Source organism: Streptomyces sp. NPDC014894 (genome assembly GCF_043080985.1).
Classification (GTDB): domain Bacteria; phylum Actinomycetota; class Actinomycetes; order Streptomycetales; family Streptomycetaceae; genus Streptomyces.
The window spans coordinates 99046-114525 of sequence record NZ_JBIBWD010000014.1 but is presented as its reverse complement, the minus strand read 5'-3'; the positions used below and the strand labels follow the sequence as shown (position 1 = coordinate 114525).

General features: G+C 74.1%; 8 protein-coding genes. 2 read left to right on the top strand and 6 right to left on the bottom strand.

Features of this window, described 5'->3' with window-relative positions; all coding sequences use genetic code 11:
- Positions 1-49 precede the first annotated feature (49 nt).
- Complete coding sequence (locus ACF089_RS28700; protein WP_392032768.1) at positions 50-994, top strand: endonuclease/exonuclease/phosphatase family protein; 945 nt, start codon at positions 50-52, stop codon at positions 992-994.
- Positions 995-1146: 152 nt separating this feature from the next.
- Here the strand turns inward: ACF089_RS28700 and ACF089_RS28695 are convergent, their stop codons facing one another.
- A complete protein-coding gene (locus ACF089_RS28695) occupies positions 1147-1764 on the bottom strand; it encodes a TetR/AcrR family transcriptional regulator (protein ID WP_392032551.1) in 618 nt (205 codons plus the stop codon).
- A 103-nt stretch (positions 1765-1867) separates the two neighbouring features.
- Between ACF089_RS28695 and ACF089_RS28690 the strand changes: the two genes are divergently transcribed.
- Positions 1868-2923 (top strand): hypothetical protein, encoded by a 1056-nt coding sequence (locus ACF089_RS28690; protein ID WP_392032548.1) that lies wholly within the window; start codon positions 1868-1870, stop codon positions 2921-2923.
- Between the two features lie 25 nt (positions 2924-2948).
- Here the strand turns inward: ACF089_RS28690 and ACF089_RS28685 are convergent, their stop codons facing one another.
- The 5 genes from ACF089_RS28685 to ACF089_RS28665 all read right to left on the bottom strand — a co-directional run bounded on the left by ACF089_RS28685 (position 2949) and on the right by ACF089_RS28665 (position 15442).
- Positions 2949-4016 (bottom strand): protein kinase family protein, encoded by a 1068-nt coding sequence (locus ACF089_RS28685; RefSeq protein WP_392032764.1) that lies wholly within the window; start codon positions 4014-4016, stop codon positions 2949-2951.
- Positions 4017-4027: 11 nt separating this feature from the next.
- Positions 4028-4216 (bottom strand): hypothetical protein, encoded by a 189-nt coding sequence (locus tag ACF089_RS28680; protein ID WP_392032545.1) that lies wholly within the window; start codon positions 4214-4216, stop codon positions 4028-4030.
- Positions 4217-4607: 391 nt separating this feature from the next.
- Complete coding sequence (locus ACF089_RS28675; RefSeq protein WP_392032542.1) at positions 4608-6053, bottom strand: glyceraldehyde-3-phosphate dehydrogenase; 1446 nt, start codon at positions 6051-6053, stop codon at positions 4608-4610.
- Positions 6054-6164: 111 nt separating this feature from the next.
- Positions 6165-12278, bottom strand: a complete 6114-nt coding sequence (locus ACF089_RS28670; protein ID WP_392032539.1) for an amino acid adenylation domain-containing protein — start codon at positions 12276-12278, stop codon at positions 6165-6167.
- Positions 12278-15442, bottom strand: a complete 3165-nt coding sequence (locus ACF089_RS28665) for an amino acid adenylation domain-containing protein (RefSeq protein WP_392032536.1) — start codon at positions 15440-15442, stop codon at positions 12278-12280. The genes ACF089_RS28670 and ACF089_RS28665 overlap by 1 nt, the downstream gene beginning before the upstream one ends.
- Positions 15443-15480 lie beyond the last annotated feature (38 nt).

The window sequence follows — 15480 nt, the reverse complement described above, 5'->3', positions numbered from 1 at the left end:
CGTGGTGGAGCGGGCGGAGACCGGGGTACGGGAGGGGCGGGGCGCGCGGATTCGCGGGCTGCCGTTCGGGCGGGGGAAGCGGGGGCGCGTTCTCGCGCCGGCGGCCGTGCTGGTGGCCGTGCTGCTGCTGTTCCCCTCCGTCGTGCCCAATCGATTCGGACGGCCGGGCAGTCTTCTGGAGACGTTTCTGCCCTGGCTCGGGGCGGCCGTTCCCCTCCTGGCGGCCCTGGCGCTGATACGCCGCGCGCTCGTGGTGCTGCCGGTGCTCCTGCTGCCGACGGCGGCGTGGTTCGGTCTCTTCGGCGGTCTGCTGCTGCCGCCCTCCGGATCCGCCGAGTACGACCTCACCGCGCTCCAGCACAATGTGAGCGACGAGAACCCTGATCCGTCGGGGACGGCGCGGAAGCTGCTCGCGGCTCGGGCCGATCTGGTCGCCCTGCAGGAGCTGACGCCGTCCGCCCTGCCGGCGTACTCGGCCGTACTGGCTCCGGAGTATCCGTATCAGGAGGTCAGGGGCACGGTCGGCATCTGGTCCAGATATCCCCTCCACGCCGTGGAGCGCGTGGACATCAGACCGAGGGGCGTCGGGGAGGGCTGGGACCGGGGGATGAGGGCGACGGCTGTCACGCCCTGGGGCGAGACAGCCGTCTACGCGGTCCATCTGCCCTCGGTGCGTCTCAGCCCGAGCGAGGGATTCCGTTCGGCGTGGCGGGACGAGAGCGCCGCCCTGCTCGGCGCGGCGGTGGCGGCGGAGCCGCTGGACCGGGTGGTTCTGCTGGGGGATCTCAACAGCACGGTGGACGACCGGGGTCTGCGCCCGGTGTTCGCGCGGCTGGACCCGCCGCGTTCGGGTGTCGCGTTCAGCTGGCCGGCCGCCGTGCCGCTGGCCCGGATCGACCAGATACTGACGCGGGGCGCGACGGCCACGCGCGTCTGGGCCCTGCCGGAAACGGGGAGCGACCATCTCCCGATAGCCGCCCGGATCCGCCTCTGAACTCCCCCGCTCCCCCGCCGCGAACCGCCGTCCCGCCGACCGACCCGGCCCACCGGACCCTGTGACGGTCGGCGCGAGGGCCGTCGGGGCGACAGGGCCCGGGTGCGCGGCAGTCGGCAGTCGGCAGTCGGCAGTCGGCAGTCGGACGAGGGTCAGCTCAGGGCCGGGCCGCGGCCCCGGCCGCGGATCAGCGGCAGATAGACCTCGTCGACGATGTCCACGAGGACGCTGTCGGGAGCGGAGGGGACGCCTCGGGTGACGAACTCGTTGCGCAGCAGCACGACGGCCACGGCGGCGACCCGGGGGTGCAGGGCTTCGGGCGGGGCCTCGCCGCGATCGACGGCGCGCTCCAGGACGGTGAGCCACATCGCGGATCCGCCGTCGCCCGCGTGCTCGCGCAGCTGTGCCAGCAGCTCCGGCTCGTCGGCGGCGCTCGACAGCAGACTCCGGAGGATCTCACCGTGCGGTGAGGACCAGTTGCGGTTGGCGCGGCGCAGCAGTTCCAGGACGTCGCCGCGGAGTTCGCCGGTGTCCGGCGACCGCGTGTCCGCCGTGGCCAGTCGGCTGTACGCGGCGATGCCGAGCGCGGCGCGGTGGGGCCATCGGCGGTAGATGGCGTTCTTGTTGGTGCCGGCCCGCCGGGCGACCTTGTCCATGGTGAGCCCGGGGTAGCCGGATTCGACGAGCACCTCGGCCGCGGCGCGCAGGATCGCCTCTTCCAGCGCGGCCCCGCGCCGTCTCGACGGAGCGTCAGCCCGTTTCCCTTCCATATGGGTACGCATCGTACTCCGCGCCGTTCACGACAGGGTGAGCGACTCCGATTCATAGGGTACGGTGCGTACCGTATATCGACGGAGTGAGAGGCGGCGGCGTATGCGCGGCAACGGCATCACCTATGACACCGGCTTCATCAATCCCGCAGGGGTGAGCACCCGGGAGCCCTTCGACCCCGTGGCCGTGCGGCGCGAGATGCGCGTCATCCGCGACGATCTGCACTGCGACGCGGTGCGCGTCACCGGCGGCGAACCGGACCGTCTGGAGATCGCCGCGAGCCGTGCGGCCGACGCGGGCCTGGAGGTCTGGTTCTCCCCCTTCACCTGCGACCTGACCGCCGACGCACTGCTCGACCTCCTCGCCGACTGCGCCGAACGGGCGGAGCGGCTGCGCCGGAGCGGCGCCGAGGTCGTGTTCCTCACCGGATCCGAGCTGAGCGTGTTCACCGTCGGGTTCCTGCCCGGCGACTCCCTCGCCGAACGCCTGGCCCTGCTCTCCGACCCCGTCCGGCTGCGCGAGGAGCTTCCCGCGCTGCCGGACCGCGTCAACGAGTTCCTCGGGCGGGCGGTCGCCGTCGTCCGCGAGCGGTTCGGCGGACGGGTCAGCTATGCCTCACTGCCGTTCGAGGGCGTGGACTGGACGCCCTTCGACATCGTCTCGACCGACGGCGGCTACCGGGCCTCGGAGTTCGCGGACCGCTTCCGCGACGGCGTCCGCGCCCTGGTCGCCCAGGGCAAGCCCGTCGCGATCACCGAGTTCGGCTGCACCACCCACCGCGGCGCCTCCGACAAGGGCGGCCGCGGGGAGATGATCGTCGAATGGGGCGACGACGGAAGGCCGGTCGGGCTGACCGGCGACCACCCCCGGGACGAGGACGAACAGGCCGCCCATCTGCGCGAGCTGCTCGACGTGTTCAACGCCGAGGGCGTCGACACCGCGTTCGTGAACACCTTCGCGCGCTACGACCTGCCGCACCGGGGCTCCTCGCGCGACGATCTCGACCGGGCCAGCTACGGCGTGGTCAAGGTGCTGGAGGACGGCCGGGGCACCGCCTACCCCGATCTGCCCTGGGAGCCGAAGGCCGCGTTCGGCGCGCTCGCCGACTACTACCGCCGTGGCGGCGGAGCCGGTTCCGGCCCGGCGGCCTCCGGCTGATCACGTGCTCCCCTCGCGCGGGGCCTCAGTCCGCGGACGCCCCGGCGGGGCGGTCGAGTCGGCGGATCTCCTCCAGCGGGTACGGGGTCTGTCTGCTCCCGTGCCGGAAGCCGTGGAAGAAGTCCGCCATCACGGCGGCGAGCGGCGCGTGGCGGGCGAGGACGGCCGCCGCGGCCGCCGGGACTCCCTCGGGCCGCTCGCCCCGGGCATAGGCGCGCACCCGCTCCTCCCGGTCCGCTCCCACATACCCGTACAAGCCGGTGACCAGCCAGTTGACCAGGTAGAAGGCGGCGTAGCCACGGTCGTAGTCCTGATGCCGCCGGAGGAAGTCGGCGTGGTCGGGGGACAGTTCGAAGCGGGAGGAGACGGCGAGGCCGTAGTCCGCGAAGTAGAGGCGGCGGCCGTCGGTCAGGATGTTCTCGAAGTGCGCGTCGAAGTGGAGGAGTCCGCGGGCGTTCATGAAGGAGACGCCGGCCGCCAGCTCCCGCTCCACCATGGCGCAGGCCCGGTCGACGGCCTCGTCGCCCGCCTCGACACGGTCGCCCAGCCACTGGTGCAGATTGCGCGGGATGTACTCCAGGAACAGCGCGACGCTCGCCGAGGAGTCCCGGAGGGCCTCGATCCGGCGGCGTACCCCTGATCCGCCGCCCCAGTAGGCCACGGCCCGTTCGATGTCGGCGAGTTCGCCGGGCAGGGGCGCCGAGTCCGGCAGCACCCGCCAGTGGTGCATCAGGGGGAAGCCCTCGTACTCCCCCGCGAGCACCCAGTTCGTCGTCATGGTGTGCACGGCCAGCTCTCGCCAGGCCCCGAAGCCCGGTCCGCCGATCGCGCCGACGCCGTACTGGCAGTGGACGGGCAGCTCGAAGAGATTCGCCGTGGAGCGGATGTGCTCCGGTCGCCGCTCCAGGTCGGTCAGGGGCACGCGCTTCACGAAGACCGGGGTGCCGTCGATCTCCAGCAGGGCCGATGTCCCGCCGATGCCGGATCCGATCGGCTGGGCCGCGTCGACGAGTTCACGCAGCGCGTGATCGCCGTGGAGGGCCAGGGAGGTGGAGACCGCGCCGTGGGCGGTGAGGCGCGCGCCGCGCGACAGGCCGGAGGCCGTCACCGCTGCCGCCGCCCGGGCGCGGTCCCGCCGGAGTCCCGGCGCGGGAGCGGGAGACGGGGTTCCAGTTCCGCCGACGCGGACGCCACGGCGTCCGCGTGGCGCAGTTCGTCCGCGTCACGCCGGTGGGCGGCGGTGGAGTCGATCAGCACACCATCGACGTCGAACAGCACGGCGGTGAGGTTCATGGTGACCAGCTTCGCAGGTCCGCGGTCGTCGGCGGAGTACGAGGTGGTGGCCGTGGGGCCGTTCCGAGCGCCGGCTACCGGATCCGCGAGGGGGCCGCCGCCGGGCCCGCGAAGCCGCGGAGGCCGCGCGATCCCCCGCTGATGCCCGCGCGACGGCCGTCGTTCCCCGGGGAGCGCCGGCGTTCCGGCGTACTGCGGTCGCTTCTCGTGCCGGGCCGGTCCGACGGGTGACGGCGGCGCGCGGAGGCGGGCGCGGCCCCCGGGCCCGGATCGCTCCCGTATCGGCGGACGCACTGACGGCCGGACCATTACGACCGTGGGCGGGGGCGGGGCCGGTCCCATTGAGGATCGACCCCGCCCTCACCTCACCGGGCCGGACGGAGCGCCGGGATCAGACCGCCGACATCGGGTACGTCGGGTACTCGACGCCCGACACGTGCTGGACGACCCGGATGACCTGGCAGGAGTAGCCGAACTCGTTGTCGTACCAGAGGTAGAGGATCGCGTCGTCGCCCTCGACCTTGGTGGCTCCGGCGTCGACGATCGAGGCGTGGCGCGAGCCGATGAAGTCGCTGGAGACCGCGTCGGGGGCGCTGGTGAAGTCGATCTGGCGCTTGAGCGGCGAGGTCAGCGATACCTTGCGGAGGTAGTCGACGACCTCCTCACGGGTGGTCTCGCGGCCCAGCCGCAGGCTGAGGATGGCGATCGAGACGTCCGGCACCGGGACGCGGATCGAGCTGCCGGTGATCCTCGCGTCGAGATCGGGCAGCGCCTTGGCGACGGCGGCGGCCGCGCCGGTCTCGGTGATGACCATGTTGAGCGGCGCCGAGCGGCCCCTGCGGTCGGACGAGTGGTAGTTGTCCAGCAGGTTCTGGTCGTTGGTGAACGAGTGGACGGTCTCCACATGACCGCGCAGCACGCCGTACTCGTCCGCCATCGCCTTCAGCGGCGGGACGATCGCGTTGGTGGTGCAGGAGGCGCAGGACAGGATCTGCTCGTCCGGCTTGATCATGTCGTGGTTGACGCCGTGCACGATGTTGGGGACGTCGCCCTTGCCCGGCGCGGTCAGGACGACCTTGTCGACGCCGGGGCGGAGGTGCTTCGACAGGCCGGCGCGGTCACGCCACTTGCCGGTGTTGTCGATGAGGATGGCGTTCTTGATGCCGTACGCCGTGTAGTCGACCTCCGACGGGTCGTTGGCGTAGATCACCTTGATCTCGTTGCCGTTGGCGATGATCGTGCTCTTCGCCTCGTCGACGGTGATGGTGCCCTGGAACTGCCCGTGGATCGAATCACGGCGCAGCAGCGAGGCGCGCTTGACGATGTCCTGCTCGCCGCCCTGGCGGACGACGATGGCGCGCAGCCGCAGTCCGTTGCCGGAGCCGGCCTTCTCGATGAGCAGACGGGCGACGAGCCGGCCGATGCGGCCGAAGCCGTAGAGGACGACGTCGCGCGACTCGCGGCGCTCGATCTTGTTGTCGCCCGTGGCGCCGGCGACGGCCTCGGCGGTGAACTCCGCCACCGAGAGTCCCCGGTCGTCGGACCGGTAGGTCGCGGCGAGCATGCCGAGGTCGATCTGGGACGGGCCGAGATCGAGCGTCGTGAGGGCCTGGAGGAACGGCAGCGTCTCGGTGACCGAGAGTTCCTCACCGGCGATCTGCCGGGCGAAGCGGTGGGTCTTGAGGATGCTGACCACCGACTTGTTCACCAGGGAACGGCTGTGGAGAAGGATCGTGACGTCCTGCTCCCGGTGCATCTTCCCGATGATCGGGATCATCGACTCCGCGATCTCCTCGCGGTTCTTCCAGTTGGTGAACGAGTCCTCGTTGACAGTCACAGGATTCTCTTTCGAGCTAGGCGGCGCTCATATGCTAACCCCATGGAACTTTGATCATGCAAGGGGTGCCCCGAGGGGGCGGCGGCGCCCGTGCGCCGCCGCCCCCTTCGGTCACACCCGAGCCGGTTGTTCCGGCCGGTCGGGCCGCTCGGCATGGTCCTCGGGCCGCCCGGCGCGGTCGGAGCCGTCCGTATCGGCACAGTCGCCGGAGCGCCCGGAGCGCCCGGGGCGGTCGGGGTGATCGGCGCGGTCGGGGTGATCGGCTCGCTCTGCTCGCTCGGTGGCGAGCGCCGCCAGCCCGACCAGATCGTCCGCCTGCGCATCCGGCACGTCCGTGTCGAACCGGGACAGCGCCCGCATCCGCAGCGACACCGCGCCGAGGACCAGGATCGCGGCCCCGAGCAGCAGATAGAGCAGGCCGATGCCCCGGCCGGAGCCCGTCCCCAGCAGGGCCCCCGCCGTGTCGGCCAGACCGCCGCCCGGAGCCATCAGCGGCTCCAGGAACCGGCTGCCGAGCGGGGCGATCAGCAGATAGCCGATCGGCAGGGTGGACCAGGCGACCAGCTGGTTCAGGGCCATCACCCGCCCGTGGAACCGCTGCGGGACCTTCACCTGGACGATGGTCAGATAGATCCCGTTGAGCAGCGAGAGCGACGCCGACATCCCGAAGACCCCGGTGCCGACCACCAGCAGATCGGGGCGCAGACCGGTCAGCACGCAGAAGAGCGCCAGCACCGGCACCAGGAGCAGCATGCCGCGCATCCGGCGGCGGCGCGGACCGCCCCAGACGCCCATGGCGAGCCCGCCGACCACCGCGCCCACACCGCCGGCCAGCGACACCGTGGCCACCGAGCCGAGGCTGGAGAAGCCCAGCACAAGGGGCGGGACCAGCTGGAAGAGCACCGGCAGGAAGAGATTGAGCACGGCGAAGAAGACCAGCATCGCCCGGAACCCGCGCTGCCCGACGACCAGGCGGAACCCGGCCACGATCTCCTGTCGCAGGGTCTCCCGCCGCCGGGACGGCAGGGTCCGGGGGAAGCGCACGATCAGCAGGACGGTGGCCGCCGCCGCGTAGCTGACGACGTCCAGCAGCAGGACCCCGCCCAGGCCGATCGCCGCCAGCATGCCGACCGCCGCGAGCGGGGCGATCACCTGGGCGATGCCGCCGGAGACCTGGACCGCGCCGTTCGCGTGGCCGAGGTAGCGCTTGGGCACGAGCTGCGGGATCGCCGACTGGAAGGCGAGCCGCTGCCCCGTGAGCGAGACGGAGAGGATCGCCATCAGCACCCCGACGTGCCAGGGGCGCAGAGCGCCGAACAAGTGCAGCAGGGCGAGCACCGCCTCCGACGTGCCGCAGACGGCGGTCGAGATCAGCATCACCCGCCGCCGGTCGATCCGGTCGACGAGACCGCCGAGGACCGGGGCCGCGAGCAGCCCCGGCACGATGCCGAGGACCGCGAAGAGCCCGAACCAGGCGACCGAGTCGGTCGAGAGATAGATCCACAGCGGCAGGGCGAACTCGGTCAGCGCGGAGCCGGTCTGCGAGATCAGCTGTGAGGCGGCCACCGCCACGAACCGCCGGGTGTCGCGCCGGGTGCGCGGGGCCTCGGCCGGAGCCTCGGCGGCGGACTCGCGGTGCACCCCGTCCAGCCACCAGGTCGCCCGCTCGGGCCGCCGCTCGCGCACCAGCTCGTCCGCGTCCCCGCCGGCGAGAGCCGGGTGGACGACGGTGACGATCTCGGCCAGCTCGGCCGCCCGGTGCTTCAGGAAGTAGTGGCCGCCCTCGTCCAGCACGGCCACGGCGGTGGTGTCGCCGAGGAAGCCCCACTCCCGGAACCGCTCACGGTGGAACTCGGTGCCGGGGTCGGCAGAGCCGATCACCGAGACGACCGGCGACGACAGCCCGGCGGCGGGCTCGGCCAGCCGCTCGGTGAAGTACGCCTCGGCGGCCCGGGAGTCCTCGCGGACATTGTGGACGATGGTGTTCAGCTGCTCCGGCTCCAGCCCCTCCAGGTCCGCGCCCATCGAGCGGAGCCAGTTCAGATGGAGCCGTCCGCTGCGCCGCCGGTCGAGCGCGGAGAACCGCGAGAGGAGACCGAGCAGGCCCTCGGTCGGCCGGGCGAACGGGAAGATCCCGCCCAGATAGACGGCGGCGGGCTCGCGTCCGGCGGCGGCGAGGCGGCGGGCCAGCTCGACGGCGAGCGCCGCGCCCACCCCGCAGTGCCCGTACACCGCGACCGGTCCCGGGACCCCGGCGAGCACCTCCTCGGCGCAGCGCCGGGCGACCTCCTCCAGCGGCAGCGACTCCTCGGACATGCCGAGGTCGTGTCCGGGGACGGCGACGGCGTGCAGGGCCACCCCGGCGGGGAGGGCGTCGGCGAGCGGCTGGTAGACCACCGCGCTGCCGCCGCCGTACGGCAGACAGACCAGCGACAGGCTGACGTCGCCCGGAGCTTGACGTGGCGTCAGTTCATGGAGCAGTCGGCGCGGGCCGCGTTCGGACTCGGAGCGGTCCGCGAGGGCGGCGAGCGCGGCCACGGTGCGCTCCTGGAAGACGTCCATCAGCGTGATCCCTGCCCGCGGGCCGAGCAGCCGGCGCAGCGCGGCCACCATCCGCATGGCCAGCAGGGAGTGTCCGCCGAGGTCGAAGAAGTCGTCCCGTGCGCCGATCCGTTCCCTGCCGAGCAGTTCGGCCCAGAGACCGGCGACGGCCTTCTCGGTCTCGGTGCTCGGCGCGACGTACGCGGCTCCCTCGCCGGGACCGGCGGCCCCGCCGGGTTCGGGCAGGGCGCGCCGGTCGACCTTGCCGTGGGCCTGCCGGGGCAGCTCGGGGAGGAGGACGAACCGGGAGGGTACGAGATAGTCCGGCAGCTTCTCGGCGAGCAGTCGGCGCAGTTCGGCGACGGGAGGCGGCGCGGTCTCCTCGGCGGGCACCAGATAGCCGACGAGTACGAGCTCCCCGGCCGGGCCGCGCGCGGCGGCGACGGCCTGGGCGACCCCGGGCAGCCTGGCCAAGTGGGCTTCGACCTCGCCCAGTTCGACCCGATAGCCGCGGATCTTCACCTGGTCGTCGCCGCGCCCGAGGAACTCCACGACGCCGTCGGCGCGGCGGCGGGCGAGGTCGCCGGTGCGGTACATCCGGGCGGGGCCGCGTTCCCCTGCGCCTCCGTGCGGACCGGCTTCTCCGTGCGAGCCGCCGCCTCCGTCCGCTCCGGCGTCTCCGTCCGGCCCGGGATCTCCGTCCGGCTGGTGGTCGGCGTCCGGCCCGGGGCCGGCGAAAGGATCGACGCGGAAGCGTTCGGCCGTCAGTTCGGGCAGTCCGAGATAGCCGCGCGCCAGCCGGTCCCCGCCGATCCAGAGTTCGCCGGGGACTCCGGCGGGCACCGGCGACAGATGGGCGTCGAGCAGGTAGATCCGGGCCCCCGGCAGCGGCCGGCCGATGGGGGTGGTCGGCCCGGCGGCGGGCGCGTCCGGGTCGATCACATGCGTGGTGACGCCGACGGTGGCCTCGGTCGGACCGTAGTGATTGATCACCCGGCAGCCGGTGCGGGCGGCGGTCTCGGCGAGCCGGCGGCTCCACTCCCAGCCGGAGGCCTCCCCGCCGAGGATCAGCAGCCGACGCGGCAGCAGCTCCGCCGGATCGTCCACCTCGGTGCTCAGCGCGGCCAGATGGGAGGGGGTGAGCTTGACGCAGTCGACGCGCTGCTCGGCCAGGTGGGCCGCCAGCTCGGGGCCCGGGGTGCGCGGGGCGAGCAGATCCAGCCGGCCGCCGGTGGTGAGCGAGAGATAGAGCGTGGTCAGGCCGAAGTCGAAGGCCAGTGACTGGAGCAGGACATAGCGCGCGCCGTCCGGCAGCCCGGCCTCGGCGAACCGCCGCCGCACCCCGGCGAGATAGGTGAGGACCTGGCGGTGCTGGACGGCGACGCCCTTGGGGGTGCCGGTGGAGCCCGAGGTGTAGATCACATAGGCCAGGTGGTCCGGTCCCGCTCCGCCGTCCGGCGGAGTGTCGGGTACGGCGGCGAGCCGCTCCCCCAGCTCCTCCAGCAGCAGGACCGGGGCCTCGGAGCCGGTGAGCAGGGCGCGGTGGGCGCGGCTGGTGATCAGCACGACCGGCGCGGAGTCGGTCAGCATGTGGCCCAGGCGCTCGCGCGGCTGCTCCGGGTCCAGCGGAACGTACGCCGCACCCGACGCGAGGACCGCGAGCAGGGCGACGGCCTGGTCGAGCCCCTGGTCCAGACAGACGCCGACGAGGGCGTCGGGCCCGGCCCCGGCGGCGCGCAGCACATGGGCCAGCCGGTGGACCCGCCGGCCGAGTTCGGCGTAGGACAGCGTCTCGCCCCGGTGGACGAGGGCGGTCTCGTGAGGGGTGCGGTCGATCTGCGCGGCGACCGCCTCGGCGAGGGTGGCGGCCGTCGGCACGGCGGTCCCGGAGTCGTTCCACCCGTGGAGGAGCTGGTGGCGCTCGGCGGGCGTCAGCAGGTCCAGGGTGTCGACGGGCGCGTACGGGTCGGCGGCGGCCGCGCCGATCACGCGCTCCCAGTGTCCGGCGAGCCGGGCGACGGTGGCGGCGTCCCACAGATCGGTGCGGTAGGTCAGGAAGGCGTCGAGACCGCCGTCGGTCTCGGTGCAGTACAGACCGAGGTCGAGGTGGACGGCGCTGCCCTCGAAGGGGAAGGTGCGCCACTCCAGGTCGCGGGGGCTGAACTCCTGCGCGCGGTGGTTCTGGAGCGCGAAGGAGACCTGGAAGAGCGGCGGTCGGCCGAGGTCGCGCGGCAGGTCCAGCGCCTCGACCAGCCGCTCGAACGGCGTCTCCTGGTGCTGCTGGGCGCCGAGCGCGGCGGTGCGGACCCGGGCGAGGACGGTGGCGAAGTCGGGGGCGGCGGGACCCTCGGCCCCGTACCGCGCACCGGCGACGAACCCGGTCCCGGGTCCTTCCCCTGCTCCGGTCACGACGCGGGCTCCGGCTCGGGCTCCGGCTCCGGCTCGGGCCTCGGTCCCGGTCCCGGTCCCGGTCCCGGTCCCGGTCCCGGCTTCGCTCCCGCCGTCGTCCGTCGGCGGGCTCAGGTCGGCCCGGAGCGGCAGCATGGTGCTGAACAGGCCGATCAGCCCCTCGGTCTCCTCCGTCCGCCGACCCGCGAACGGGGTGCCGACGGCGAAGTCCGACTGTCCGGTCCAGCGCCCCAGGACCACCTGGAAGGCGGCCAGCAGGGTCATGTAGAGGGTGGCTCCATGAGCGCGGGACAGCGTGCGGGCGGCCCGGTACGCCGACGGGTCGAGCCGGAGGGTGAAGGTCGCGCCGCCGGGGCCCGGCGCGGCGGGCCGGGGCCGGTCGGTGGGCAGGTCCAGCGGTGGCGCCCCGGCCATCGCGTCGCGCCAGTACCGCAGGTCGGCGGCGGCCCCCGGCAGCTCCTGGCGCTCACGCTGCCAGTGCGCGAAGTCGCCGTAGGCCAGCGGAAGGGCGGGCGGCGCGGGCCGGTCGCCGGCCGCCAGCGCCTCGTAACCGGAGAGCAGTTCGTCCAGCAGCACCCCGGCGGACCAGCCGTCGCCGACCAGGTGGTGCTGGCAGATCACCAGCACATGGTCCTCGGCGTCCAGCCGCAGCAGCAGGGCGCGCAGCAGCGGCCCTTCCGCCACGTCGAACGGCCGGGCGACCTCGGCCTCGACCATCGCGCGGGCGGCGTCCTCCCGCGCCCCGGCGGGCAGCCCGGTCAGCTCGCGCAGCTCCCACGGCACGGTGAATCCGGCGGCGGGGGCGATGCGCACCCGGGGCGCGCCCTCCTCGTCGGCGGGGAAGGCGGCGCGCAGCGCGGCGTGCCGGACGGCGACCAGGCGGAGCGCCTCGGCCAGCGGCTCGGGCCGCAGCGGGCCGCGCAGCCGTCCGGCGGTGGGCAGTACATAGGCGGCCGTGCCCGGGGTCAGCTGCTCGACGAACCACAGCCGTTCCTGGGCGAGGGAGAGCGGTACGGGTTCGTCGGCCGGACGGGCCGGGATCGTCGGGGTCCGCCGGCTGTCGGCCGTGCGCTCGCGCAGCCGGCGGGCGAGCAGGGCGCGCTGCTCCTCGGTGAGCGCGGGGCGGGGGCGGCGGACGACGCGGGCGCGGGACGGCGCGGGGGACGGCCCTGGGGACGGAGGGGCGGAGGAGGCGGGAGGGGTGGTGGAAGGGGTGGGGGGAGCCGGAGGGGTGGGGAGCGCGGCCGGGGGCGCGGGGTGGTCGACGCGTTCCATCAGCTCTCCTGGGCCAGCAGTTCGAGGGTGACGGCGTCCGCGACGGCGGCCACCGTGGGCTCCTCGTAGAACACCTCCAGGGGGACCTCGACGCCGAGACGCCGGCGGATCCGTGCCGCGACCTGGGTGATCGTCAGGGAGTGCGCCCCGAGGTCGAACACATCGTCGTACAGGCCGATGGCGGGCAGTCCCATGACCTCGCACCAGACGGCCGCCACCTCGGTGGTCAGCTCGTCCCACGGTTCGTCCGCCGCCCCGGCGTCGGCCGGCTCGTCCGGGGCGGTCGGCGGCCGCTGCTCGCGGACCGGTTCGGGCAGGGCCCGCCGGTCGGTCTTGCCGTTCGGCGTCAGCGGCAGCAGCGGGAGCGCGTGGCAGACGCCGGGCAGCATCACCTCCGGCAGGGTCAGGGCGAGGAAGGCCCGCAGTTCGGAGCTGTCGGGCACGGGCACGCCGGCCCGCCAGACCGGGTAGGCGGCGAGGATCTGTCCGCCCGGATCGTCGGCGGAGCCGCGTACGGCGACGGCCGCCGCCGCCACGGCGGGGTGTTCCTGGAGCCGGGCCTCGATCTCGCCCAGTTCGATGCGGTGGCCGCGCAGCTTGACCTGGTCGTCGAGCCGGCCGAGGCAGTCCAGGGCGCCGTCGGTGCGCAGCCGGGCGAGGTCGCCGGTGCGGTAGTAGCGCGATCCGGTGCCGGGGTCGGTGACGAAGCGTTCGGCGGTGAGGTCGGGGCGGGCGCGGTAGCCCCGGGCCAGTCCCGCGCCGCCGAGGGCCAGTTCGCCGACGACCCCGTGGGGGACGGGGCGGCAGTCCGGGCCCAGGATCAGCGCGGCGGTGCCCGCGATCGGCCGGCCGATGGTCACCTCGGCGGGCTCGGCGGGGAGTTCGGCGGCGGTGGACCAGACGGTGGTCTCGGTCGGCCCGTAGACGTTCCAGAGCCGTCCGACGCGTTCGCGCAGCCGGCGGGCGAGCGGCGGCGGCAGCGCCTCGCCGCCGCTGAGCGCGGTCAGGGCGGGGGCGTTCAGCCCGGCGTCCAGCATGAGCCGCCAGCCGGACGGGGTCGCCTGCAGATGGGTGACGGCGTGCCGCTCGACGAGGCCGGTCAGCGCACGGCCGTCACGGACCTGCGTCTCGTCGGCGATCACCACCCGGCCGCCGGTGACCAGCGGCAGCAGCAGCTCCAGGGCCGAGATGTCGAAGGAGAGCGAGGTGACGGCGAGCCAGACGTCCTCGGGACCGGAGGACAGCCGGTCGCGGAAGGCGAGCAGCAGATGGGCCAGGGCCCGGTGCGGGACCTCGACGCCCTTGGGGCGGCCGGTGGAGCCCGAGGTGTAGATCAGATACGCGAGGTCGTCCGGGGTGACGTCGGGCAGTCGGCGGGCGGCGGCCGAGGACCCGGGGGCGGTCCCGGCGCGGTGGCCCGTAGCACCGCCCGAACCGTCGGCCGGGGCATCGGCCGGGTGGTCGAACACCTCGTCCAGCAGCAGCGTCAGCCCGTGCCCGGCGACCCGTTCGGCGGTGCGCCCCTGGGCCAGCGCGACCGGGGCCCCCGCGTCGGCGAGCACGAAGGCGACGCGCTCCGCCGGATAGGCGGGGTCGACCGGCAGATGGACGCCTCCGGCCAGGGAGACGGCGAGCACCGCGGCGAGCATCTCCGGGGAGCGCTCGGCGCAGATCGCGACCACCGTGCCCGGGGTGACCCCGGCGTCCACGAGCCGTCCGGCCAGCCCGAAGGCCGCCTCGGACAGCTCGCGGTAGCTGTAGGCGCGTTCGCCCGCCGTGACGGCGGGCCGCTCGGGATGCGCGGCGAAGGACCGGGCCAGCAGCGAGGGCAGGGTGGCGTCCGCCGCGTCGGCGGCGGGGTCGGGGCCGTACAGCGGGGCGGACTCCGCCTCGTCCAGCAGCGGAAGGTCGGCGAGCGCGGTGCCGGGGGCGGTGGTCACCGCGGCGAGCAGCCGGCGCAGATGGGCGCCGATCCGTTCGGCGCGGTCGGGAGCGAGCAGCGCGGTCCGGTGCATGAGGAGGACGCCGAGCCGGTCCGGACCGTCCACCAGGTGCACGCGCAGCGCGCCGCGCGCGGTGCCGGGGAAGAGCACCCAGTCGACGGCGGTGCGCACCCCCGCGAACTCGACCGGGGCGATCCGGCGGCGGTAGGTGAGCGAGACCGGGGCGAGCGCCACCCCGGGCCGCAGCCCTCGGACGGCGCGGGCGAACGGCACCGCGCGGTGCGGATAGCAGCCGCGCAGCTCGGCGCGCACCTCGCGGGCGAACTCCCCGAAGGACATGCCGGGCCGGGGGGAGGTGACGACGGGAAGCTCGTTGACGTGGACGCCGATCCGGTCGGCGTCCCCCGGTGCTCGGGTGCCGAGGTCGACGGCCACCGCCGGGCGCTCGTTGCCGTAGCGCAGCAGCAGGGTGTGCAGGGCCGTCAGCAGCAGTTCGAAGAGGGTGACGCCGAGCTTCTCGGAGGTGACGGCGAGGTCGGCACGGAGTCGCTGGTCCAGGTCGAAGGCCACGGCGGCACCGGGGCCGACTCCGTCCGGGCGTCCGGTCAGGCCGGGGAGGAGTACGGAGGAGTCGGGCAGGGGGCGGTCGGCCCAGTGGACGCTCGCGGCGGCCAGCGCCTGCGGATCGGGGTCCGGGCCTGTGCCTGTGCCTGTGTGCGGGGCCACGGCATCGGCATCGGCATCGGCGGAGGGGGCCGGGCCCGCGCCGGTGCGATGGGCGTAGCAGGCGGCGAGATCCCGCAGGAACACATCGGTGGAGGTGCCGTCGAAGACGAGGTGGTGCACGACCACCAGCAAGGTGGCGTGGGTGTCGTCGGTGCGGAGCAGGGTGAATCTGGCCGGCGGCCCCGCCGCGAGGTCGAACGGCGCGGCGCTCAGCTCGGCCAGCTCGGCGCCGAGCCGCTCCGGCGATGACTGACGTATCGTCAATTCTGGTGCCGGGCCCGGGACGAGCACGGGCTTGCCGTCGCCCTCCCGTACGGTCAGGGCCAGTGCGGGCTGCCGGGCCACCAGATCGGCGCAGGCGGCGGTCAGCGCCGGCTCGTCCAGCGCCCCCTCGAAGCGCACGGCGAACGGCATGTGGTGGACGGAGCCGAGCGGGGCGAGCCGCTCGTTGACCCAGATGCCCTGCTGGGCAGGGTTGGCGGGGATGCTGATCACAGGGATTCCTCAGTCGGTCCGGCATCGGGCGGGCGGAG

Bases quoted from the DNA above. Each gene is read 5' to 3' on its own strand.
- ACF089_RS28695 (WP_392032551.1), bottom strand. From the start codon at position 1,764: ATGGAAGGGAAACGGGCTGACGCTCCGTCGAGACGGCGCGGGGCCGCG.
- ACF089_RS28690 (WP_392032548.1), top strand. From the start codon at position 1,868: ATGCGCGGCAACGGCATCACCTATGACACCGGCTTCATCAATCCCGCA.
- ACF089_RS28680 (WP_392032545.1), bottom strand. From the start codon at position 4,216: ATGAACCTCACCGCCGTGCTGTTCGACGTCGATGGTGTGCTGATCGAC.
- ACF089_RS28670 (WP_392032539.1), bottom strand. From the start codon at position 12,278: ATGGAACGCGTCGACCACCCCGCGCCCCCGGCCGCGCTCCCCACCCCT.